The sequence below is a fragment of the Cupriavidus cauae genome (assembly GCF_026210475.1).
Taxonomy (GTDB): Bacteria; Pseudomonadota; Gammaproteobacteria; order Burkholderiales; family Burkholderiaceae; genus Cupriavidus; species Cupriavidus cauae.
On record NZ_CP080293.1, the window covers coordinates 669027 to 692509 of the forward strand.

Consider the following 23483-nt stretch of genomic DNA (forward strand, 5'->3'; position numbering starts at 1 on the left):
CAACTGCGATGCGCGAGCCATGCCGAGCCACGATGCCTGTTACAAGCTGTTGTTCTCCACACCGGAATTCGTCCGTGATCTGCTGCGGGATTTCGTGCCGAGCGCGTGGGTCCGCGCGCTGGACTTCGACACCCTCGAACGTATCTCGAGCAACTACGTTACGGACCGCCTTCGCCAGCGCGCCAGCGACATGGTCTGGCGCATCCAGGCCGGCGGCGAGTGGGTCTACCTCTATCTGCTGATCGAATTCCAGAGCACCATCGATCGCCATATGGCGATTCGCATGACGAATTACGTCACGTCGTTGGATCTGGAGCTGATCCGTGGGCGGAATATACTGCCAGACGGCCAGTTGCCGCCGGTGCTGCCGATCGTGGTCTACAACGGGGAAGGCAGCTGGACGGCAAAGACCGATATCGCGGAACTGTCGCCGCGGCTGCCGGATGACTTGTGCCGCTGCCAGCCGCGCTGCGAATATCTTCTGGTGGACGCGCGGCGATATTCAGATGAGGAACTGGCCACGCTCGACAATCTCGTCGCCGCGGTGTTCCGCTTCGAGAACGCGGAGACGGAGACGGCGATGCTCGAAGCGGTTCGCTGGATCAGGCTGCGCGTGGCCGACGACCCGGTCCTGGAGGACACTTTCGTACGATGGCTGAAGCATGTAGGCTCACGGCATCGCCGGGCCGGTTTGTATTTAACGGACATACACAACCTGATGGAGGCTGAAATGTCGCTGTCGACGAATATTGCGCAGTGGAAGGCCAATTACAAGCGGGAAGGCCTGCAGGAAGGTTGGCAGGTAGGTCTGCAGGAAGGCCGGCGAGAAGGCCGACAGGTAGGTCTGCAGGAAGGCCGGCAGGCAGGTCTGCAGGAGGGCCGGCAGGTAGGTTTGCAGGAGGGCCGGCAGGCAGGTCTGCAGGAGGGCCGGCAGGTAGGTCTGCAGGAGGGCCGGCAGGCAGGTCTGCAGGAGGGCCGGCAGGTAGGTCTGCAGGAGGGCCTGCAACAGGGTCAGGCCATGCTCCTGCGAAATCTGCTTGCCAAGCGCTTCGGCCCTCTGCCAGCCGAACTCGAATCACGGCTGAACAGCGCCCGGCTTGAACAATTGGAAGCCTGGGGAGAAAGACTGCTGAGCGCCCAGCACCTCGCCGACGTATTCGAAGACTAGCGCCAGGCGGCGCTTCGTTAGTATTCCCGCAGATGCAAACCTTCCATCAACTCTTCGATCGCGAGTCCAGTACCTACACCTACCTGCTGATCGACGCGGCGACACGTGACGCCGTGCTGATCGATCCGGTCGACCGTCAGCTCGAACGCGATCTGGCGCTGGTGCAGCAGACCGGGGTACGGCTTGCCTGGGTCATCGAGACGCATGCGCACGCCGACCACATCACCTCTGCCGGCCATCTCGCGCAACGCACCGGCGCGCATACCGCCGCGCCGTCGGGCTGCGATATCCGGCCGGCGCTGAAGCAGCTGATCGACGGCGACACGATCCCGTTCGGCACGCAAACGCTGCGCGCCATCCATACGCCGGGACATACCGCCGGCAGCATGAGCTATCTGTGGGAAGAGCCGCAGCCGGACGGCGGCGTGGTGCGCCGGGTCTTTACCGGCGATGCGCTGCTGATCGACGGCTGCGGACGCACCGACTTCCAGTCCGGCGACGCCGGCACGCTATACGACAGCCTGACGCGCAAGCTGTTTGCGCTGCCCGACGACACGCTGGTATATCCGGCCCATGACTACAAGGGCCGCACCCATTCGACCATCGGTCGCGAACGGGCCACCAACAGCCGGCTGTGCGGCCGCACACGCGAAGAGTTCATCGAGATGATGAAGGGCCTGAACCTGCCGCCGCCGAAGCTGCTGGCGGTCGCGGTACCGGCGAACCAGCGGCTCGGGCTCGGCGACGGCGACAGCATCCCGCACGGGGTCTGACCGCCGCGCCCCGCGATCGCAGCGATTGCTGTGATCGCAGGGAAGGCAAGGATCGCAGCGGCGCGCCCCGGCACAAGGACTCTCTTACCCTGCCCAGCGCTCGCAGCTCTGCCGCACCGCCTCACGCAGACTGCGCGTATCGGCATCGACCTGGCGCGCCCATTCGGCGTCGCCGCTGCGGCTGGCGGCCAGCATGCGAATATTGGCCAGCGCCTCCAGCGAACCGAGCGCTTCGGCGTGCGGCACCAGCACGTCGCAGATCGACAGGATATGGTCGGCGATCGGCATCCGCGTCAGTTCGTTCGGATGCACGTATTCGCCGTCGAGTCCGAAGCGGCAGGCCTGGAAGCGGTTGAAGGTATAGACCAGGTAGTCGTCCTCTTCCGGCATGAAGGGACGCGACAGCAGCAGATAGCGCGCCAGCGCCTGGATATAGGCCGCAATGTCGCAGGCGCGCGCGACCGTCAGCGGCGTGTCCATGACGCGGACTTCGATGGTGCCGAATTCCGGCTTGGGGCGAATATCCCAGTAGAAGTCCTTCATGCTCTCGATCACGCCCGTCTTGCGCATCTTCTCGAAGTACGCGGTGAAGGCGTCCCAGGTCAGCATGAAGGGCGCGCGGCCGCTCATCGGGAAGGCAGCGACCGAATTCAGTCGCGCGGAAGCGAAGCCGGTATCGACGCCCTGCACATACGGCGACGACGCCGCCAGCGCAATGAAGTGCGGCACGTAGCGGCCGATCGCATGCAGCAGGAACAGCGAATCGTCCGCGGTCGGGCAGCCGATATGCACGTGCTGGCCGAATACGGTGAACTGCTTGGCCAGGTAGCCGTACAGTTCGGAGATGTACTGGTAGCGCGGCGAGTCGGAGATGGTGCGATCGGCCCACTGCTGGAACGGATGCGTGCCGCCGCCGCAGATGCCCAGGTTCAGCGAATGCGAGGCCTCGACCATCAGGTCGCGCATCGTCGTCAACTCGGACAGCGCCTGCGCGTAGTCATGGCAGATGCCGGTGCTGATCTCGATCATCGACGGACTGATCTCCGGCTTGATATCGCCGGCATGCTGGGCGCCCTTCAGCAGCCGCAGCAGATCGGGCGCGAACGGCGCCAGATCGTAGTCATGGCGATTGACCAGCTGCATTTCCAGCTCGACGCCGAAGGTCAGCGCCTCGGATTGCTTGAACGGTTCGAGTGACATCAGCGCCCTCCTCCATTGCCTCTGACCTCGCCGGCATAGCGAAGTGCCCATGCGGCCAATACCGGCGCCGCGATCTGCTCGATCGCCAGCGCGCACAGCACGATCGCGTTGAGCATTTCCCCGGTTTCAGGATAGAGCCGCGCCACATCGCTCATCAGCAGGTAAGCCAGACCCGACATCGGCCCCAGCGCCACGCCAAGCGCCACGCACTGCCGGATGCTCAGGCCCGAGAACGAACCCAGCGACACCACGCCGCCGAGCTTGGCCAGATGCCGCAGCAGCACCAGCACGATCGCGGCGACGCCGGCGATGGACCAGTCGCGCACGGTCACCGGCAGCCCCAGCGACACCACCATCACGATGATCAGCAGCGTACCGGCGCTGCCGAAGTGCGCGGGCCACACGCGCGGCTGATTGTCCTGATGCTTGAAGACGACGCCAGCCAGCAGCAGCGTCAACGGCATCGACAGCTTCAGCAGCCGCGTCAGCGCCAGCGTGAACAGCACGATGCCGACCAGCACCAGAAAGCTGTACTGATCGTCGGCCGGCATCCGCGCATAGACCGCCTGGCTCAGCTTGCCGACGAGCCACGCCAGCAGGCACGAGCCGACCAGCAGATACAGCGGATGCAGCAGCGCCGCGCCCAGATTGCCGTATTCCGAATGCAGCCAGCCGGTCGCCAGCTGCACGATTACCGCGGCATACATGCTGTTGAGGGCGGTCATCGCCATCAGCCGTTCGGTGACCTGGCCTTCGGCACGCAATTCGTTCTTCAGCTGCAGCACGATCGACGGCGACGTGCTGACCGCGATGCCGCCGGCGAGGATGGCGACGGTCGGGCTCACGCCGATCCATTGCAGCACCGCGGTGACGAGGCCCCAGGTCAGCAGGCTCTCCGAGGCACTGGTAAACAGCAGCCAGCGATTGGCCCGCAGCCAGACCAGCGACAGGCGATGGCCGAGTTCGAACAGGGCCAGCGCCAGCGCCATGTCGATCAGGATGCGGGTCTGCGCAATCATCGTCTGATCGACGATGGGGCGGCCCAGCGTGCCGGCCAGCAGGCCGGTGGCGGCATAACCGACGATACGCGGCAATCTCAGATACATCCGGCAAATTTCGCCGGCAAGGCCCGCGCCTACCAGCGCGAGGCCGACCCAGAACAGCCCGCTGGGTGCGAGCGGCCAGGTCGGAAATAGTTGGCTCAATCCATTCATGGGTGACATCCTAACGGAAGGGCCTTTGAACCCGTGTCCGGGTTTGTCCGACAAGGCACGAGTTTTGCTGAGGTTTCCGCCGACGCGCTATCGGATCGCGTCTCCATCGCGTCTCCATCGCGTCTCCATCGCGTCTCCATCGCGTCTCCGGCGCGTCTCCGGCGCGTCCACACTCACGCGCGCGGCCCGCACCTCAGGCTTAGACGCCCCACAGTTTCCACGCCGGCCGCGTGGCCTTCAGTGCGTTTTCGACCTTCGCATACAACGCGCGGGTACGCCCTTGCGCGGCCCCGCGCGCGCGGGCCTGCAGGAACAGATCGCGCGCCTCCTCGCGCCTGGCCAGACCCAGCGCGGCCTGCGCCGCATGCAGATGCACGTCGGCCTCCCAGTCGTCGCGCACCGCGAAGGCGGCATGGAAGTCGGTCAGCGCCTCGCCGTATTGCTGCGCGTCGAGCCGGATCAGCCCGCGCTGCAGCCGCGCCGCGGCCTGGTCCTCGGCATCGCCCTCGGTCAGCGCGATGGCGCGCTCGAACAGCGGCAAGGCGCGCTCGTTGTCGGCCAGGCCGCGCCAGATGCGGCCAAAGGCGTCGTAGACCCAGGCGTCCTCGACCACCACCGCGCGCGCCTGCAGGGCCTCGATCTCGTCCAGCGCCAGCGCGCGTTCGCGCGCTTCCATCGATCCGGCCGAATTCCCCAGCAGCGTGGCGAAATGCGTGCGCGCATGGGCCATCGACAGCGCCGCCTCGCTGCGTTCCTCGACCGGCAGCGCGTCAAGCCGCGCCTCCATATGGGCGATCGCGGCCCGCGCCGCGCCGATCGCCTCGCTGCCGCCGATCGCCTTCCAGGCGTGGATCAGCCGGCTGAACACCCAGGTCACGTGGCCCGCATGGCGATCCAGCGGATAGCGGTTCAGCACTTCGCCGGCGATCTCGACCACCCGCTGATGGCGTCCGGCGGCGTCGTGGCAGGCCAGCAGATCGAGCCAGTGCTCGATGAAATCGCTGACGGCAATGCCCTTCTCATGCAGCGCGATGCGTTCGTCGCGCTGCGCGGCATCGTCGAGATCGAGCCGGCGCGCCAGCCGGTCGCACAGCAGCGAATAGATATGCGAGTCGGCGTCATCGTAGCCGCCTTCCCCGGTGGCGAAATACTGCTCGAAGCGGGCCAGGCCCGTTTGCCAGGCGCGCAGCAGCTGTGGCCGCAGCGCTTCCGCCGCCGCCGGCACGCGCTCGATGAAGTCGGCCAGCGCCAGCCCGGCAAGGTAGTAGCCATGCGCGTCGGTGGCCGCGTCGGTCAGCACGAAGTCGCGCCAGGGCTCGGCCTCGCCGCCCTGATGGCGCCACTCGAGCTCGCGTATCTGCGCCTTCGGGTCCGGCACCTGGCGCTGGTAGACCGCCAGGTCGTCGCGCGCACCGGCGAGATCGCCGGCCCGCAGCCGCAGCGGCGCGAGGATGCGGCGCGCGTGCGGATGGTCCGGGTTCTCGGCCAGCACCATATGCGCCTGCTGCGCGGCCAGCGCGTCGCCCTGCTCCTCGCTCATCTCCAGCAGATCGGCATTGTCCAGGCCGATGCGGGCCAGGCACAGCCGCAGCATCGGTTCGGCGCGCTGTCCCTCGGACTCGGCGCCCTGCACGTGCGCGGCCGCCAGGCTCAGGATGTCGTGTGCACCCAGGTCCGGCGCGCGATACAGCAGGTCGTACCAATAGCGGCCGGCCTCGGCGAACTGGCCCAGCCGATAGTGCGCCAGCCCCGCATGCAGCTGCGCGCTCCATTCGCCGGTAGCCAGCCCGTTGCGCCGGGCCGCCTCTTCCAGCCAGGGCAGCGCCTCGGCGAAACGCTGCTGGTTCATCAGCAGCATGCCGTAGCGATGCGCCAGCACGCCGCGCGAGGCCCAGCGGTGCGCGGGATGCAGCGGCAGCTCGGGCAGGCGGGACAGCGCCGCCTCGAGCGCGGCCAGCGCCTGCTCGGGCTCGCCCTTGTCAAACAGCAACCGGGCGCGCAGCGCCTCGTAATCGACGACCTCGGGCCGCTGGCGCGCCAACGCGTCGATCACCGCCAGCGCTTCGTCGTAGCGCTCGTGCGTGGCAAGCTCGATGGCGTGGTCGTAGCTGACTGGCTGCGCGGACACGGGTACTCCTTCAGGGTGATGGGCAAAGAGAGACAACTGGGATAGCGAGGAAACGGCAAGACCGCGATTATGCGCCACGCGGGAGGCAAGGCCGTGGAAGCGGGTCGAGCCGGCCGGATGCCGCCGCGTTGGTGGTCAAGCCGGCGGCCGACGCCGCGGCCCATGCGGTGGTGATGCGGTGGTGATGCGGCGGCCAAAGAAAACGCCACCCCGAGGGGTGGCGTTCCGGGCCACAGGCCAACTGTGGAACTGTGGAACTGTGGAATTCCGGGACAGTGGACCCAATGTCGACCCGCTGTGGAAAACCCGGGCTTACTTGCCGCCCAGCGTTTCCAGCACGGTCCACTTGCCGCCCACGACCTTGTAGACGGTGATGCCGCCGTCCTTCAGGTCGCCGCGCGCGTCGTACGCCAGCGTCTTGGTGGTGACGCCCGGCATGTTGGTCGCCGCCAGCACCGGCAGATAGCGCGCCGGATCGGCCGAGCCGGCCTTGACCATCGCCGTCATCAGCGCGGTGGCGCCGTCGTAGGCATACGGCGAGTAGGTCTGGACCTTGCTCTTGAAACGCTTCTCGTAGTCCTGCGCATACTTGGCGCCGCCCGGCATCTGCTCCAGCGGCAGGCCGGCCAGCGACACCACCGTGCCTTCCGCGGCGGGACCGGCCAGCTTCAGGAAGTTGTCGGTCTTGGACATCTCGCCCGACACCAGCGGCGACTTCAGGCCCAGTTCCTTGATCTGCTTGGCCATCGGCGCGGACTGCGTCTCGGCGCCGCCGAAGAAGATGATGTCCGGGTTGCTGCGCTTGATGTTGGTCAGCACGGCCTTGAAGTCCACCGCCTTGTCGTTGGTGAACTCGCGGCGCACGATCTTGCCGCCGGCGGCCTTGGCGGCCTTCTCGAACTCGTCGGCCAGGCCCTGGCCGTAGGCGGTACGGTCATCGACGATGGCGATGTTCTTCGCGCCGAGCTTCTTGACCACGTAGTTGCCGAGCACCGAACCCTGCTGGGTGTCGGAGGTCATCATGCGGAAGGTGGTCTTGAAGCCTTGGCGGGTGTATTCGGGCGCGGTCGCCATCGCGATCTGCGCGATGCCGGCGCGGTTGTAGACCATCGAGGCCGGGATGCTGGTGCCCGAGTTGAAATGGCCGAGCATGCCCTGGATGCCGTTGTCGACCAGCTTCTGCGCCACCACCGAGCCGGTCTTCGGATCGGCCTGGTCGTCCTCGGACAGCAGCACGAACTTGACTTCCTTGCCGCCGATCTTGGGCTTGGTGGCGTTCATCTGCTCGATCGCCAGCACCACGCCGTTCTGCATGTCCTTGCCGTACTGCGCCTGACCGCCGGTCATCGGCGCGGCAAAGCCGAGCTTGATTTCCTGCGCCTGTGCGAACGCGGCGGACGCCGCGGTCAGGCCGGCGATCGTCAGTGCGACGGTCAGCGCCGTCTTGTGGAAGGTCGTGTTCATCCGTTCTCCTTGGGTAGCCTGTAGGCCGGTTCACTGCACTCTTGGAAGCGTTCGGCCCGCCCCTGCGGACCACGCTTTCTCGGTGGCGCAGCGAGGGCGGGATCGCCGCCGCACCTGCGCCTGTCTGGCGCCCAACCCGGACGTCCGACCGATACGTCGGACCGGCTCGGGCGGTCAATCGTTGTCGTTGCCGTCGGTCCCCGCGGTCAGCCGATCGTCATCAGGCTCGCGTTGCCGCCGGCCGCCGCGGTATTGACCGACAGCGAGCGCTCCATCAGCAGACGCTCCAGCGCGATGCCGGTGTCGCCGTGGCCCAGCCCCTGCACGCCGACGATCGGACCGGGCCGCTGCGCGACCTGTTCGCACACGGCCCGCAGCTGGTCCGAGTCGCCGTGGTGCAGCACCGCGTCGAAGGCGACGTCGGCCGCGCTCCAGTCGGCAACCAGGCGGACGCGCGATTGTACTGCCTTCGGCAGCCGCGCATACAGGGTCCGCGCGGGCTCGGCGTCCGGGCACAACGCGCCGGCACCGACCGCCAGCACCGCCGCCAGCTGCGTGGCCAGGTCGGCCTCGTTCGGCGCCAGGCACAGCACGGTGTCGCGCGGCAGCAGCGTGTAGGTATTGCGCTCGCCGGTCGGGCCGGGCAGCGTCACCGTCATGCCCGAGGTCGAGGCCGCGGCAAAGCGGTCACACTGCTCCACCAGCGCCGGCGCCGGGGCTGTGTCCGATGCCGCCCACTGGCGGAAGGCATCGAAGGCGGCCTGGGCCTCGGGGCGCAGGGCCGCACGCGGCTCCGCAGCCGGCGCGTCGGCCGCCGCGGCCGCACGTGCCACGGCGACGAAGGCGTCCTGCGGGCAGGTCGACAGCAGGCGGTGCAGATAGAGCGGACCGCCGGCCTTCGGGCCGGTGCCTGACAGGCCCTCGCCGCCGAACGGCTGCACGCCGACCACCGCGCCGACGATATTGCGGTTGACGTAGAGGTTGCCGACATGGGCGCGCGACACGATGTGCTCGATCGTTTCGTCGATGCGGGTGTGCACACCCATCGTCAGGCCGTAGCCGGTGGCATTGATCTGGTCGAGCAGCGCATCCAGGCGCGAACGCTGGTAGCGCACCACGTGCAGCACCGGGCCGAACACCTCGCGCTGCAGTTCGCCGATATGGTTCAGTTCGATCAGCGTCGGCGGCACGAAGGTGCCATGGCGGCACGACGGCGACAGCGCCGCGTTGGCATCGGCCTGATGCACGCGACGGCCCTTGGCGCGCATCGCCTCGATATGCTTGACGATGCCGGCGCGCGCCTCCTCGTCGATCACCGGACCGACGTCGGTCGACAGGCGATCCGGGTTGGCCATCGTCAGCTCGGCCATCGCGCCCTTGAGCATCTCCAGCACGCGGTCGGCCACATCCTCCTGCAGGCACAGCACGCGCAGCGCGGAGCAGCGCTGGCCGGCCGAATCGAACGCCGAGCTCACGACATCGGCGACCACCTGCTCGGCCAGCGCCGACGAATCGACGATCATCGCGTTCTGGCCGCCGGTCTCGGCGATCAGCGGCACCGGGCGGCCGGCGGCATCGAGGCGGCCGGCCAGATTACGCTGCAGCAGGCGGGCGACCTCGGTCGAGCCGGTGAACATCACGCCCTTGACGCGCGCATCACCGACCAGCGACGCGCCGACGGTCTCGCCACGGCCGGGCAGCAGCTGCACCGCGCCGGCCGGCACGCCGGCCTCGCGCAGCAGGCGCACCGCCTGCGCCGCGATCAGCGGGGTTTGCTCCGCGGGCTTGGCCAGCACCGTGTTGCCGGCGGCCAGCGCCGCGGCGACCTGGCCGGTGAAGATCGCCAGCGGGAAGTTCCACGGGCTGATGCAGACCACCGGACCCAGCGGGCGATGCGAGTCGTTGGAGAAATGCTCGCGCACCTGCACCGCGTAGTAGCGCAGGAAGTCGACCGCCTCGCGGACCTCGGCGATGGCGTTCGAGAACGTCTTGCCGGCCTCGCGCATGATCACGCCCATCAGCGCCTGCATCTGCGCTTCCATCAGGTCGGCGGCGCGCTCCAGCGCGGCGGCGCGGACCTCGGGCGGCGTGGCCTGCCAGATCGGCGCGGCATTGACCGCGGCCTGCAGCGCGGCCTCGACATCGGCCGCGCTGGCCTCGGTGACCTGCCCCACCACATCGCGATGGTCGGCGGGATTGAGCACCGGCGCAGTGTCGCCGCCGCCCACGGGGTCGACGCCCAGCATCGGCTCGGCGCTCAGGCGCTCGGTCGCGCCGTGCAGCAGCGCCGACGACAGCGAGGCCAGGCGATGTTCGTTCGACAGATCGAGGCCCGCCGAATTGGCGCGTGCCTTGCCGTACAGGCCGCGCGGCATCGGAATGCGCGGATGCGGCAGGCCAAGCGTGCCCTCTTCCTTGTGCATCCGTTCGACCTGCGCGACCGGGTCGGCGACCAGCTCGTCCAGCGAGATGGTGTCGTCGGCAATGCGGTTGACGAACGAGGTGTTAGCGCCGTTCTCCAGCAGGCGCCGCACCAGGTAGGCCAGCAGCGTCTCGTGCGTGCCGACCGGCGCGTAGATCCGGCACGGCCGGTTCAGCTTGCCCTCGGCCACCGGGCCGACCACCTGGTCGTACAGCGGCTCGCCCATGCCGTGCAGGCACTGGAATTCGTACTGTCCGGGGTAGTAGCTATGGCCGGCGATCTGGTAGATCGCGGCCAGCGTGTGCGCGTTGTGGGTGGCGAACTGCGGATAGATCGCGTCCGGCACCGACAGCAGCTTGCGCGCGCAGGCGAGGTACGACACATCGGTGTAGACCTTGCGCGTGTAGACCGGGTAACCCTCCAGGCCGTCGACCTGGGCGCGCTTGATCTCGCTGTCCCAGTAGGCGCCCTTGACCAGCCGGATCATCAGGCGATGGCGGCTGCGGCGCGCCAGGTCGATCAGGTAGTCGATCACGAACGGGCAACGCTTCTGGTACCCCTGCACGACGAAGCCGATGCCGTTCCACCCGGCCAGCTCGGGCTCGAAGCAGAGCCGTTCCAGCAGGTCCAGCGAGATTTCCAGCCGGTCGGCCTCCTCGGCGTCGATGTTGATGCCGATGTCGTACTGGCGGGCCAGCAGCGTCAGCGACTTCAGGCGCCCGTACAGCTCGCCGAGCACGCGCTCGTGCTGGGCGCGGCTGTATCGCGGATGCAGCGCCGACAGCTTGATCGAGATGCCCGGGCCCTCGTAGATGCCGCGGCCGCGCGAGGCCTGGCCGATCGCGTGAATGGCCTGCTCGTAGGAGGCCAGATAGCGCTGCGCGTCGGCCTCTGTCATCGCGGCCTCGCCCAGCATGTCGTACGAGTAGCGGAAGCCCTGGGCCTCGTACTTGCGCGCGTTCGCCAGCGCCTCGGAGATGGTCTCGCCGGTGACGAACTGCTCGCCCATCAGGCGCATCGCCATGTCGACGCCCTTGCGGATCAGCGGCTCGCCGCCCTTGCCGATGATGCGCGTCAGCGCGCGGGTCAGGCCGGCCTCGTTATGGGTCGAGACCAGCTTGCCGGTGACCAGCAGGCCCCAGGTGGCGGCGTTGACGAACAGCGACGGGCTCTGGCCGAGGTGCGACTGCCAGTTGGCGCCGCTGATCTTGTCGCGGATCAGCGCGTCGCGGGTGGCCTTGTCGGGAATGCGCAGCAGCGCCTCGGCCAGGCACATCAGCGCCACGCCTTCCTGCGACGACAGCGAGAATTCCTGGATCAGCCCCTGCACCAGCCCTTCGCGGCCGCTGCCGCCCTTCTGCTGGCGCAGGTTCAGGGCCAGCTTCTTTGCCATCGCCAGCGCGGCGTCGGCCTGCTGCTGCGGCAGGCGGGCCTGCTCCAGCAGCACCGGCACGCATTCGGTTTCGGGCCGGCGGTAGGCGGAGGTAATCGCCGCGCGCAGCACCGACTGCGGCTGGATGCTCTGGGCAAATTCGAGGAAGGGCTGTGGCGCGCCCTCGCCGGCCACCGCGTCGAGCGTGTCGGCCCCGTCCGCGTCGGGCTGGCCGCTGCCGTTCGCCTCGTGCGGCGCCTGTCCGCGCTCGATCTGCTCCAGGTAGGAGAAGATCGCCTGCTTGATCAGCCAGTGGGGCGTGCGGTCGATCGACTGGGCAACGCGCTTCAGGCGGTCGCGGGAGGCGTCGTCGAGCTTGACGCCGAGGGTGGTGGTGGCCATGCGAGGAGATCTCCGAGGAACGCGCTTGCCGCCTCTCAATCGCCCGCCGTGGGTCGCTCAATGGAGCCCGGACGGTCGTGCGGAAGTCGCGCGATGTGATGCAAATTGGCGCGATCATACTCCCGGAGAAAGCCAGGGTGCAACTTGGTATAACCCACTAGGTGCAACTGCCATGAAGGCACCGGCTCCATGCGGTTGCACCGCCGGTGTGCCGAGAGGCGATGGCGGGCTTGGTGCGCCCGTGGTCAGATCCGCAACGGGTCGATCTCCAGCTGCCAGCGTACTCCTTTGACGCTCGTCCCGACTTCACTGAAAGTTTGCGTCCACTCTCCGACAAAGCGTTGCAGTGCCATGCGCGATCCGCTTTCGATCAGCATCTGGGCGCGCTCCCGGTTGGCGATTCGCACCATCGACATCGGTACCGGGTCGTGCAGTTGCACCTCGGCGCCCAGCACCATGCCGTCGGCCCGCTCGCGGGCGGCATGCAGGAAGTCCAGGGCCCGTTGCAACTGCCCATGTTCGGCCGTCACCAGTACCTGATGGACGAAGGGCGGCAGCCCGGCCTGGCGCCGTTCGCGCAGCTGCGTGGCCGCAAAGCCGTCGTAGTCGTGGCGTACCAGCGCCTGCAGCGCCGGGGCATCCGGATAGCGGGTCTGGATCAGCACCTCGCCCGCCAGGCCGGCGCGGCCGGCGCGGCCCGACACCTGCATCAGCGACGCGAACAGGTGCTCGGCCGCGCGGAAATCGTGGCTGAACATCGCCGCGTCGGGATGGACGATACCGACCAGCGTCACGCGCTGGAAGTCGTGGCCCTTGGCGATCATCTGGGTGCCGACCAGGATGTCGACCTCGCCGGCGTGGACCTCGTCGAACATCGCTTGCGCACTGCCCTTGCGGCGGGTCGAATCGGCGTCGATCCGGGCAATGCGGGCCTGCGGGAAGCGCGCGGCCAGCGCCTCCTCGATCCGCTGCGTGCCGCGGCCCAGCGGCGCGATGTCGACGTTGCCGCAGTCGGGGCAGTGGTGCGGGATGCGGGCCTCGAGCCCGCAGTGATGGCAGCGCAGGCAGCGCTCGGGGCGATGCAGCACCAGGTACGCGGAGCAGCGTGGACAGCCGGACAGCCAGCCGCAGCTGTCGCAGGCGATCACCGGCGCATAGCCGCGCCGGTTCAGGAACAGCAGGCTTTGCTCGCCGCGGGCCAGGCGCGCCTCGATCGCCTGCAGCAGCGGCGCCGACAGGCCCTCGTAGAGCGGCCGCTGGCGCTGCCGCTCGTGATTCAGGTCGACCAGCCGCACGGTCGGCAGCACCGCGTCGGCCTGGGCCCGTTCGCGCAGCACCAGCTTGCGGTAGGCCCCCTGCTCGGCGCGCCACCAGGATTCCATCGACGGCGTGGCCGAGCCGAGCACCACCGGGATGCCGAGCTGCTTGGCGCGCCAGACCGCCAGATCGCGGGCCGAGTAGCGCAGGCCCTCCTGCTGCTTGTACGAGGTGTCGTGCTCCTCGTCGACCACGATCAGCGCCAGCGTCGGCAGCGACGCCATCACCGCCATCCGTGTGCCCAGCACGATACGCGCTTCGCCGCGATGGGCCGCCAGCCAGTGCAGCGTGCGCTCCTGATCGGCCATGCCGCTGTGCAGGACGGCCAGTGGCGCCGCCGGGAAGCGTGCGGCGATGCGCGCCTGCAGCTGCGGTGTCAGATTGATTTCGGGCACCAGCATCAGCACCTGGGCCGCGGGATCGCGCGCCAGTGCGGCCGCGATCGCGTGCAGATAGACCTCGGTCTTGCCGCTGCCGGTGACGCCGTGCAGCAGGAAGGGGGCGAAGCCGATCGCGGCGGCGATGGCGTCGACGGCCTGACGCTGTTCCGGGTGCAGGGCGGGTGTGGGGGGACGTACTGCGGCCGTCGATTCGGCCGTTGCGGCAGGATCGGCCGGATCGCGGCGGTCGCCACCGCGACCGGGGCCCGAGTCGCCGGGTTCGCCGGGTTCGCCGGGTCCGCCGGGTCCGCCGGGTCCGCCGGGTCCGCCGGGTCCGCCGGGTCCGCCGGGTTCGCCGGGTTCGCCGGGTTCGCCGGGTCCGCGGGGCTCGCCGGGTGCGCCGGGTCCGCCGGGTCCGCGGGGCTCGCCGGGTGCGCCGGGTCCGCCGGGTCCGCCGGAGTGGCGGGGGCCGCCGTCGTGGCTGAGGATGCCGGGCTCGCAGGGATCAGCGGATTCATCGGATCCGCCGGGCTCGGCGGCGGTCAGCAGCGGCCGGTCCACCGTCTCGCAGTCGACCCAACCCGCCTCGACCCATTGCGCCAGCGGCGCCGGCGCGGCGGTGCACAGCAGGCGCGCGGCCTGCCGGGTCAGCCACTGCCCCTGCGAGCCGGCATCGACCAGCGCCTTGGCCAGCGCGCCAACGGAGCGGGCGCGCGGCGGCACCGCGGCCAGCAGCGCCTCGGCGCAGCCCTCGCGCAGCCGGAACCGCTCGGTGCGCGCGCGCGCCGCCAGCCGGGGCCAGGCCTGCGCGTCGCGCAAACCGGGCGGCAAGGCGGGCAGGATCACCTCGCCCAGACGCCGGTGGTAATAGGCGGCCGCAAAAGAGGCCAGCGCCAGCCAGTGCGCATTGAGCGGCGGCAGCCAGCCCAGCCGCTGCGATATCGGACGCAGCCGGTCGGCGGGCACCTCGCTGCGATCGGTACCCGCAATCGCGACCCCCACCATCTCGCGCCGGCCGAACGGCACGGCAACGAGCTCGCCCGGACGGACGTGCCTGCCGTCGAGCTCGGCGTTCAGATAATCGAAGCGGTCGTCTGCGGGCGTGTCCAGCGCGATCTGCACCAGCGGCGACGCAGCGCCGCCGACTTCGTTCTGCAGCGGCGGGCTTGCCAGGGATGAGGACGGGGACGACACGATCAGCGGGGGCGGGGGCGAGGACGGCCGGTAAATTCCGCCGGCACCGAAGTGTGCACCATACACGACACTTCGTTGCCAAGACTCTGCATCGGCGGGGCGAGGCCGGGAGTACGAGGACGGCGTGCCGGTCGTTGGGTGCGGTGCAGCATCAACTTAAAGTAAAACTTCAAATGTGGGGCTAAGTCGATGATAGATGACCAGTTTTCCCCTCTCTCCACATCGCCTGTGGATAACTTTGTTGAAAACTCGGGCCAACTTGCCGTAAAGGCGCGCGAAACAAGGCTTTCGGGACCATGACCATGCTCCAGCGCCTGCTGTCAAGCCATTAAAAATCAATGACTTAGCAATATCCCCCGATTGTGTTAAGTGATAACCCCGTCGTGCACTGCGGAAAGCCCATTTGTGTGCATAAGTCAAGCCTTGACAGGCACCGATTCATCGTCGAAGCGCCACGATGGCGCCCCGCATGCACACGATTCGGCAGCGCAGACGCACCGGCACCGGCGTGCGCGGGCCTATGCCTGGGCGCCGTCGCGCTCCCGCAGCGCACGGCTGTGGCGGTGCACTTCGTCGACCAGCACCGTTACGCTCTCGGGCGGCGTGAATTGCGAGATTCCATGTCCGAGGTTGAAGACGTGGCCATCGCTGCCGCCGCCGGCCGCGTAATCGTCCAGCACCCTGCGGGCCTGTTCGCGGATGCCGGCCTCGTCGGCGAACAGCACGGTCGGGTCCAGATTGCCCTGCAGGGCCACGCGGCCTCCGGTACGCCGGCGCGCGGCGGCCAGATTGACCGTCCAGTCCAGGCCGATGGCATCGGCGCCGCTGTCGGCCAGCTGCTCCAGCCACAGGCCGCCGCCCTTGGTAAAGACGATCACCGGCACGTTCTCGCCCTGATGCTCGCGGCGCAGGCCCGCGATGACCTTGCGCATGTAGTCGAGCGAAAAGCGCTGGTACATGCCGTCGGCCAGCGTGCCGCCCCAGGTATCGAACAGCATCACGGCCTGGGCGCCCGCCTCGATCTGCGCGTTCAGATAGGCGGACACGGCCTGCGCATTGATCTCCAGGATCCGGTGCATCAGGTCCGGGCGGGCGTACATCATGCCCTTGACCAGCCGGAAGTCGTCCGAGCCGCCGCCTTCGACCATATAGCAGGCCAGCGTCCAGGGGCTGCCGGAGAAGCCGATCAGCGGCACGCGCTGGCGTCCGTCCTGTACCAGGGCACGCCGGATCGACGCGACCGCATCGAACACGTACTGCAGTTCGCCCATATCCGGCGCCGCCAGCCTGGCGACATCGGCCTCGGTGCGCAGCGGCCGCGCGAAGCGCGGGCCTTCGCCCTGGGCAAACGACAGGCCGAGGCCCATCGCGTCGGGTACGGTCAGGATGTCCGAGAACAGGATTGCGGCGTCGAGCGGAAAGCGGTCGAGCGGCTGCAGGGTGACTTCGGTGGCAAACGCCGGATTCTTGGCCAGCCCAAGGAAGCTGCCGGCCCGTGCGCGTGTGGCGTTGTATTCGGGCAGATAGCGCCCGGCCTGGCGCATCAGCCACAGTGGCGTGTATTCGGTCGGCTGGCGGCGCAGCGCGCGCAGGAAGATGTCGTTCTGCAGTGCGGTCATGGTGGTCCTCGTCAGCCCGCCATTCTACGGGATCGCCACACCGCCGCCGGCAGTATTACGGGCATGGCGCCCCGGTGATTCCGCGCGCCGGTGCGCCCGGCTTCATTGCTTGTTCTGCCTCATTCCTTTTCAGACCGCCCTCCTCGTCCAGCCTCGATCTCGTCGAGCGTCATCCCGTCGAGCGTCATTCCTCGTCCAGCAACTGGGCGAAGGCCTGGGCGCCGCGCCGCATCCATTCCCGTGCCCGCGGCGATTCGCCCTGCAGGCGGGCGAAGCCATGGGTCATGCCGCTCGCCTCGATGGTGATCACGGCGGCGCCCTCGCGCACCAGATGATCGGCGTAGGCGAGGCCGTCGTCGCGCAGCACGTCATGCGCCGCGACCAGCACCACCGTCGCCGGCGGGACCGCGGTGGAGCGGCCGGGGAGCGCCGCCATCAGATGCAGGCGAGGATCGTCCATTGCCGTGCCGTCGGCGAGCCGCGCTTCGCCGATGAGCTGCGTCCAGTACCACGTCATTTCGTCGCGCGTCAGGCCGGGGCCGGCGGCAAAGGCGCGATAGCTCTCGCTGGCGAACCGCGGTGCGGTGACGGGATAGATCAGGAACTGCGCGCGCACCAGGCCCGGCGTATCGGCATTGGAAAGCGCGGCGGCCTGCGCCGCCAGGTGGCCGCCGGCGCTGTCGCCAGCGACCGCCAGAAAGCGCGGATCGACTTCGAGGGCGTTGCGCCGCTGCGCCAGCCATCGCACGGCGTCGAGCGCATCGTCGCAGGGCGCGGGATAGGGATGCTCGGGTGCGAGGCGGTAGTCGACGCTGACCACCGCACAGCCGGTGTCGAGCGCCAAAGCCGCGGCGACGCCGTGGTGGGTCTCGTGCGAGCCGACGACCCAGCCGCCGCCATGGAAATAGACCAGCAGACGCGGCCTCGCCACCGCGGTGGGCCGGAACAGGCGTGCGTTCAGCGTCCTGCCTTCCAGCGCGATCGCCAACTCGGACACGGCGAGCCCTTCCGGATCTGGACGATGCGACAGCGCCGCGACCTCGCGGAAGCGGGCGCGCCGCTCGAGCGCATCGGCAGGCACCGGCGCGCCGGCATAGCGCTCGGCGAGTCCGCGATAGTAGACAAGCAGGTCGGGGTCGATGGCCATGGCGTCCCTGGGCGAATTCGTGGGAGGTGAGGATGGAAGACGGAAAGCGAAGGGGTCGAATGATACGCGGCGACGCCGCTCAACCGCGCATCGTTTCGATCTTGGTGCAGCGGTCCTGTACCGCCATCAGCCCGGCGTCCTTCGCGCGGGCCAACGCCTCGTCGTTGACGATGCCCAGTTGCAGCCAGACGCCTCGCGCACCGATCGCGATCGCCTCCTCCACGACCGGCGGCACATCGGGCGAACGCCGGAAGATATCGACCCACTCGATGCGCGCGCCCTCCGCCGCCAACACTTGCGCGGCGTCGTGCAGCGAGGCATGGCAGCGCTCGCCCAGGATCGATTCGCCGGCGTGGTTCGGGTTGATGGGGACGATCCGGTGACCGTGCCGCTGCAGGAAGGCGGCCACCTCGTGACTCGCGCGCTCGGGCTTGTCGGACAGCCCAACCACGGCGACCGTGCGCAGCTTCAGCATGCCTTCGATATCGGCCTGCATGGTATCCATTCAGTGCTCCTTGGCAGGCGGGCAAGACACCCGCAGCGATGGAACACTGCCGGTGCACGCACCGGGCGTCAACCCCGACGAGGTGATCCGACGAGCAGTGCCGAAACGGAAATAGTCATGCACCAGAACGATGCCAGCGTGCGATAGCCAACAGAGTGTGCCTATTTTTGTGGCTATTGCGGCCAATTTGCCGTCTTTTCGCTTTCAACTACTTGCAAACCGATACACTTTGTTACTGCCATAGGGGGAAGTTTCCCCCACAATGCTTTGACACATTGTGAACTTTGTGACGGCGCCGCAAGCCAGAGAGCCGCAGGCGCCCTGAAGAAAGCCCAGCAGCAGAATGTATTGCCGGTGTCCCGATAAACGGCGCGAATAGTAGTCGAGTATGCGCCAGATCGGATGCCGGTGCTGTGGCGAGCGGTAGCGAAGCCTGCGAGACAGGCTGTCCCTGCAACAGGACACGCTACACGTCGCCCGACCGAACCCGTTCCTTCGAATTGACCCCTCGAAGGGATTTTCCCGTCCGCGCGGCGCCTCCCCGGCCCGCGCGCTTTTTTTTGTGTTTTTAGTTTTTTGTCAGTGTTTGTCTGACTTCAGCCAACAGCATAGCTCGCATCATGAAAAAAGGCAGCCTCGCGGCTGCCTTTTTCCTTCGCGCTGACGAAAAAGCAACGCCTGGACGGGGTCCTGCTTACTTCTTCCGGCGCAGGCGGGCGATGGCCGCCAGCTGGGCGGCCGCAACCGCCAGCTCGCTCTGCGCACGCGCCAGGTCGAACTCGCTGCTCTGGTTCTGCAGCAGTTCCTCGGCGGCGCGCTTTGCTTCCTGCGCCTTGGCCTCGTCGAGGTCGGTGCCACGGATCGCGGTGTCGGCCAGCACGGTGACGTGCTTGGGCTGGACTTCCAGAATGCCGCCGGCGACGAACACGAACTCTTCGCTGCCGTCTTCCTTCTCGATCCGCACCGCACCCGGATGGATGCGCGTGATCAGCGGCGTGTGCCCGGGCAGGATGCCCAGCTCACCCGACTCGCCCGGCAGCGCCACGAACTTCGCCTGGCCGGAGAAGATCGAGGCTTCCGCGCTGACGACGTCTACAAGAATGGTTGCCATGTGAATTCCTTTGTCCAGTCGCTTCGCTTGGAACGGCGGCGCGCCTGCGCACGGAAACCGTGCCGGCGCGCCGCCGCCTGGCGAGGCTTACTGGAGCTTCTTGGCCTTCTCGAAGGCTTCGTCGATCGAGCCGACCATGTAGAACGCCTGCTCGGGCAGGTGATCGCACTCGCCGTCCACCAGCATCTTGAAGCCGCGGATGGTTTCCTTCAGCGGCACGTACTTGCCCGGCGAACCCGTGAACACTTCCGCGACGTGGAAGGGCTGCGACAGGAAACGCTGGATCTTCCGTGCACGCGCCACCGCCAGCTTGTCTTCCGGCGACAGTTCGTCCATGCCCAGAATCGCGATGATGTCGCGCAGTTCCTTGTAGCGCTGCAGCGTCTGCTGGACGCGGCGGGCCACTTCGTAGTGCTCGGTACCGACGATCTGCGGATCCAGCTGGCGCGAGGTCGAGTCGAGCGGATCGACGGCGGGGTAGATACCCAGCGCGGCGATGTCACGCGACAGCACGACGGTCGAGTCCAGGTGCAGGAAGGTGGTAGCCGGCGACGGGTCGGTCAGGTCATCCGCCGGCACGTACACGGCCTGGATCGAGGTGATCGAGCCGGTCTTGGTCGACGTGATGCGCTCCTGCAGCTTGCCCATTTCTTCAGCCAGCGTCGGCTGATAGCCCACGGCGGAAGGCATACGGCCCAGCAGTGCCGACACTTCGGTACCGGCCAGCGTGTAGCGGTAGATGTTGTCGACGAAGAACAGGATGTCGCGGCCTTCGTCGCGGAAACGCTCGGCCATCGTCAGGCCGGTCAGCGCCACGCGCAGACGGTTGCCCGGCGGCTCGTTCATCTGGCCGAACACCATGGCCACCTTGTCGAGCACGTTCGAGTCCTTCATTTCGTGGTAGAAGTCGTTCCCTTCACGGGTACGCTCGCCCACGCCGGCGAACACCGACAAGCCGCTGTGCTGCTTGGCGATGTTGTTGATCAGTTCCATCATGTTGACGGTCTTGCCGACGCCGGCGCCGCCGAACAGGCCAACCTTGCCGCCCTTGGCGAACGGGCAGACCAGGTCGATCACCTTGATGCCGGTTTCGAGCAGGTCCACCGAAGGCGACAGTTCGTCGAACTGCGGGGCCTTCTGGTGAATCGCGCGCACTTCGTCCGCGGCGATCGGGCCGGCTTCGTCGATGGGACGACCCAGCACGTCCATGATGCGGCCCAGCGTGCCGTGACCGACCGGCACCGAAATCGGCGCGCCGGTGTTCTTCACCGCCATGCCGCGGCGCAGGCCGTCGGACGAGCCCAGCGCGATGGTACGGACGACGCCGTCACCGAGCTGCTGCTGCACTTCGAAGGTCAGGCCCTTCTCGGCGAACGACGCTTCGTTGCTCTCTTCCAGCACCAGCGCGTCGTACACCTTCGGCAGCGCGTCGCGGGGGAACTCGATGTCCACCACGGCGCCAATACACTGCACAATATTTCCGATACTCATTTCGTATCTCCGATAGCTTGAATTCTTGACGCCCAGTCTCGTCAGTTACACGGCTGCCGCACCGCTGACGATTTCCGACAATTCCTTGGTGATCGCTGCCTGGCGGGTCTTGTTGTAGTCCAGCTGCAGTTCTGCAATCACGTTCTTGGCGTTGTCGGACGCCGCCTTCATGGCCACCATGCGCGCCGACTGCTCGGACGCCATGTTCTCGGCCACGGCTTGGTACACCAGCGCTTCGACGTAGCGGACCAGCAGGTCTTCCACCACCGTCTGGGCGTCGGGCTCGTAGATGTAATCCCACGAGTAAGCGCGCTTTTCCTCTTCGGTCTGCGCCATCCGCTCGGCGGACAGCGGCAGCAGCTGCTCGACCATCGGCTCCTGCTTCATGGTGTTGACGAACTTCGTGTACGCCAGGTACACGGCGTCCACCTCACCATTGGTGAAGGCGTCGAGCTGGACCTTGATCGCGCCGATCAGCTTTTCCAGATGCGGCGTATCGCCCAGATGCACCACGTGCGAGACCACCTTGGCGCCAACGCGGCCCAGGAACTGCATCCCCTTGGTGCCGATCGCGGTGGTTTGCACCTGCACACCGCGGTTCTGCCAGTCGCGCAGCTCGTTGGTGACGGCGCGCAGCACGTTGGTGTTCAGGCCGCCGCACAGCCCCTTGTCGGTCGTCACCACGATCAAGCCGGCGCGCTTGACGTCGCGCGCCTGCAGGAACGGATGCTTGAACTCCGGGTTGGCCGTGGCCAGGTGCGCGGCAATGTTGCGCACCTTCTCGGCGTACGGGCGGGCAGCACGCATCCGCTCCTGCGCCTTGCGCATCTTGGATGCGGCGACCATTTCCATCGCCTTGGTGATCTTGCGCGTGTTCTGCACGCTCTTGATCTTGGTTCGAATCTCTTTCGTTCCGGCCATATCTTCCTCTCCAGTCGTGCCGCGCGCCCGGCCGTCGCCCTTTTTCAGGCCGACGCCGGTTGCGCGGTCCGTGGAATCACGCGGTTAGAACGCGGCGGACTTCTTGAAATCCTCGATCGCGGCACGCAGGGCAGCTTCGTCGTCCTTCGACAGATCCTTGGTGTCTTCGATACGGTTGACGAGATCGGCGTACTTGGTCTTCAGGTGGTCGTGCAGGCCCTTTTCGAACGGCAGGATGTCCTTCACTTCCACGTTGTCGAGGAAGCCATTGTTGGCGGCGTACAGCGACGCGGCCAGCTGCCACACCTGCAGCGGCTGGTACTGCGGCTGCTTGAGCAGTTCCATCACGCGGCGGCCGCGCTCGAGCTGCTTGCGGGTGGCATCGTCCAGGTCCGAGGCGAACTGCGCGAACGCAGCCAGTTCACGGTACTGGGCCAGGTCGGTACGGATACCGCCGGACAGCTTCTTGACGACCTTGGTCTGCGCAGCGCCACCGACGCGCGACACCGAGATACCGGCGTTGATCGCGGGACGGATACCGGCGTTGAACAGGTCGGTTTCCAGGAAGATCTGGCCGTCGGTAATCGAGATCACGTTGGTCGGCACGAACGCGGACACGTCGCCGGCCTGCGTTTCGATCACGGGCAGCGCGGTCAGCGAACCGGTCTTGCCCTTGACTTCGCCATTGGTGAACTTCTCGACGTAGTCGGCGTTGACGCGGGCGGCGCGCTCCAGCAGGCGCGAGTGCAGGTAGAACACGTCGCCCGGGTAGGCTTCGCGGCCCGGCGGGCGGCGCAGCAGCAGCGACACCTGGCGATAGGCCCAGGCCTGCTTGGTCAGGTCGTCATAGACGATCAGCGCGTCTTCGCCGCGGTCGCGGAAGTACTCGCCCATCGTGCAGCCGGCGTAGGCGGCCAGGTACTGCATGGCGGCCGAGTCCGAAGCGGCGGCGGCCACCACGACGGTGTATTCCATCGCGCCGGTCTCTTCCAGCTTGCGCACCACGTTGGCGATCGTCGAAGCCTTCTGGCCGATTGCCACGTAGACGCAATAGACGCCCTTGCCCTTCTGGTTGATGATCGCGTCGACGGCGACGGCGGTCTTGCCGGTCTGGCGGTCGCCGATGATCAGCTCGCGCTGGCCGCGGCCGATCGGCACCATCGCGTCGATCGACTTCAGGCCGGTCTGCACCGGCTGGCTCACCGACTGGCGCGCGATCACGCCCGGGGCGACCTTCTCGATCACATCGGTCAGCTTGGCGTTGATCGGGCCCTTGCCGTCGATCGGCTGGCCCAGCGTGTTGACCACGCGGCCCAGCAGTTCCTTGCCCACCGGCACTTCCAGAATGCGGCCGGTGCACTTGACCTGGTCGCCTTCCGAGATGTGTTCGTAGTCGCCCAGCACCACGGCGCCGACAGAGTCGCGCTCGAGGTTCAGCGCCAGGCCGAAGGTGTTGCCGGGGAATTCCAGCATCTCGCCCTGCATCACGCCGGACAGGCCGTGCACGCGGCAGATGCCATCGGTCACGGAAATCACCGTGCCGGTGTTGCGCACTTCAGCTTCGGCGCCAAGGCCCGAGATGCGGGACTTGATCAGCTCGCTGATTTCTGAGGGGTTCAGTTGCATCACAATGCTCCTAATTCTTCAATCCGTCG

The 23483-nt window shown here is 67.5% G+C and carries 15 protein-coding genes; 2 read left to right on the forward strand and 13 right to left on the reverse strand.

Annotated features, from left to right (window positions below):
- Positions 1-19 precede the first annotated feature (19 nt).
- Both KZ686_RS03105 and KZ686_RS03110 read left to right on the forward strand, forming a co-directional pair.
- A complete protein-coding gene (locus KZ686_RS03105) occupies positions 20-1168 on the forward strand; it encodes an Rpn family recombination-promoting nuclease/putative transposase (RefSeq protein ID WP_265632985.1) in 1149 nt (382 codons plus the stop codon).
- Between the two features lie 32 nt (positions 1169-1200).
- A complete protein-coding gene (locus tag KZ686_RS03110) occupies positions 1201-1941 on the forward strand; it encodes an MBL fold metallo-hydrolase (protein WP_265632986.1) in 741 nt (246 codons plus the stop codon).
- 84 nt (positions 1942-2025) lie between these two features.
- Here the strand turns inward: KZ686_RS03110 and KZ686_RS03115 are convergent, their stop codons facing one another.
- The 13 genes from KZ686_RS03115 to atpA all read right to left on the reverse strand — a co-directional run bounded on the left by KZ686_RS03115 (position 2026) and on the right by atpA (position 23454).
- Positions 2026-3141 (reverse strand): YbdK family carboxylate-amine ligase, encoded by a 1116-nt coding sequence (locus KZ686_RS03115; RefSeq protein WP_150082045.1) that lies wholly within the window; start codon positions 3139-3141, stop codon positions 2026-2028.
- Positions 3141-4364, reverse strand: coding sequence for a cation:proton antiporter (locus KZ686_RS03120; protein WP_226107797.1), 1224 nt, complete (start codon positions 4362-4364; stop codon positions 3141-3143). The genes KZ686_RS03115 and KZ686_RS03120 overlap by 1 nt, the downstream gene beginning before the upstream one ends.
- 190 nt (positions 4365-4554) lie before the next feature.
- Complete coding sequence (locus KZ686_RS03125) at positions 4555-6483, reverse strand: tetratricopeptide repeat protein (RefSeq protein ID WP_265632987.1); 1929 nt, start codon at positions 6481-6483, stop codon at positions 4555-4557.
- A gap of 312 nt (positions 6484-6795) precedes the next feature.
- Positions 6796-7947: a branched-chain amino acid ABC transporter substrate-binding protein gene (locus KZ686_RS03130; protein ID WP_149317487.1), complete on the reverse strand. Its 1152-nt coding sequence runs from the start codon at positions 7945-7947 to the stop codon at positions 6796-6798.
- 206 nt (positions 7948-8153) lie between these two features.
- A complete protein-coding gene (gene putA / locus KZ686_RS03135) occupies positions 8154-12143 on the reverse strand; it encodes a trifunctional transcriptional regulator/proline dehydrogenase/L-glutamate gamma-semialdehyde dehydrogenase (RefSeq protein WP_265632988.1) in 3990 nt (1329 codons plus the stop codon).
- A gap of 245 nt (positions 12144-12388) precedes the next feature.
- Entirely contained in the window at positions 12389-15034 is a 2646-nt protein-coding gene (locus tag KZ686_RS03140; RefSeq protein ID WP_265632989.1) for a primosomal protein N', read from the reverse strand.
- A gap of 518 nt (positions 15035-15552) precedes the next feature.
- A complete protein-coding gene (hemE, locus tag KZ686_RS03145; protein ID WP_265632990.1) occupies positions 15553-16653 on the reverse strand; it encodes a uroporphyrinogen decarboxylase in 1101 nt (366 codons plus the stop codon).
- Between the two features lie 184 nt (positions 16654-16837).
- Positions 16838-17800 carry an alpha/beta hydrolase gene (locus KZ686_RS03150; RefSeq protein ID WP_265632991.1) on the reverse strand — a complete coding sequence of 321 codons (963 nt, stop codon included), beginning with the start codon at positions 17798-17800 and terminating at the stop codon, positions 16838-16840.
- Positions 17801-17879: 79 nt separating this feature from the next.
- Positions 17880-18305: a CoA-binding protein gene (locus KZ686_RS03155; RefSeq protein ID WP_226107809.1), complete on the reverse strand. Its 426-nt coding sequence runs from the start codon at positions 18303-18305 to the stop codon at positions 17880-17882.
- A 694-nt stretch (positions 18306-18999) separates the two neighbouring features.
- Positions 19000-19416, reverse strand: a complete 417-nt coding sequence (locus KZ686_RS03160; RefSeq protein ID WP_149317482.1) for a F0F1 ATP synthase subunit epsilon — start codon at positions 19414-19416, stop codon at positions 19000-19002.
- A gap of 87 nt (positions 19417-19503) precedes the next feature.
- On the reverse strand, positions 19504-20907 hold the full coding sequence (gene atpD, locus KZ686_RS03165) for a F0F1 ATP synthase subunit beta (RefSeq protein WP_023264072.1): 1404 nt from the start codon (positions 20905-20907) through the stop codon (positions 19504-19506).
- A gap of 45 nt (positions 20908-20952) precedes the next feature.
- Positions 20953-21828, reverse strand: coding sequence for a F0F1 ATP synthase subunit gamma (atpG, locus tag KZ686_RS03170; RefSeq protein WP_149317481.1), 876 nt, complete (start codon positions 21826-21828; stop codon positions 20953-20955).
- Between the two features lie 84 nt (positions 21829-21912).
- Positions 21913-23454 (reverse strand): F0F1 ATP synthase subunit alpha, encoded by a 1542-nt coding sequence (atpA, locus tag KZ686_RS03175; protein ID WP_149317480.1) that lies wholly within the window; start codon positions 23452-23454, stop codon positions 21913-21915.
- Between the last annotated feature and the right edge of the window lie 29 nt (positions 23455-23483).

Coding starts and splice junctions, on each gene's coding strand:
- atpD (WP_023264072.1), bottom strand. CDS start 20,907: ATGAGTATCGGAAATATTGTGCAGTGTATTGGCGCCGTGGTGGACATC.
- hemE (WP_265632990.1), bottom strand. CDS start 16,653: ATGACCGCACTGCAGAACGACATCTTCCTGCGCGCGCTGCGCCGCCAG.
- KZ686_RS03105 (WP_265632985.1), top strand. CDS start 20: ATGCCGAGCCACGATGCCTGTTACAAGCTGTTGTTCTCCACACCGGAA.
- putA (WP_265632988.1), bottom strand. CDS start 12,143: ATGGCCACCACCACCCTCGGCGTCAAGCTCGACGACGCCTCCCGCGAC.
- KZ686_RS03155 (WP_226107809.1), bottom strand. CDS start 18,305: ATGGATACCATGCAGGCCGATATCGAAGGCATGCTGAAGCTGCGCACG.
- KZ686_RS03130 (WP_149317487.1), bottom strand. CDS start 7,947: ATGAACACGACCTTCCACAAGACGGCGCTGACCGTCGCACTGACGATC.
- atpG (WP_149317481.1), bottom strand. CDS start 21,828: ATGGCCGGAACGAAAGAGATTCGAACCAAGATCAAGAGCGTGCAGAAC.
- KZ686_RS03120 (WP_226107797.1), bottom strand. CDS start 4,364: ATGTCACCCATGAATGGATTGAGCCAACTATTTCCGACCTGGCCGCTC.
- KZ686_RS03150 (WP_265632991.1), bottom strand. CDS start 17,800: ATGGCCATCGACCCCGACCTGCTTGTCTACTATCGCGGACTCGCCGAG.
- KZ686_RS03160 (WP_149317482.1), bottom strand. CDS start 19,416: ATGGCAACCATTCTTGTAGACGTCGTCAGCGCGGAAGCCTCGATCTTC.
- KZ686_RS03115 (WP_150082045.1), bottom strand. CDS start 3,141: ATGTCACTCGAACCGTTCAAGCAATCCGAGGCGCTGACCTTCGGCGTC.
- KZ686_RS03110 (WP_265632986.1), top strand. CDS start 1,201: ATGCAAACCTTCCATCAACTCTTCGATCGCGAGTCCAGTACCTACACC.
- atpA (WP_149317480.1), bottom strand. CDS start 23,454: ATGCAACTGAACCCCTCAGAAATCAGCGAGCTGATCAAGTCCCGCATC.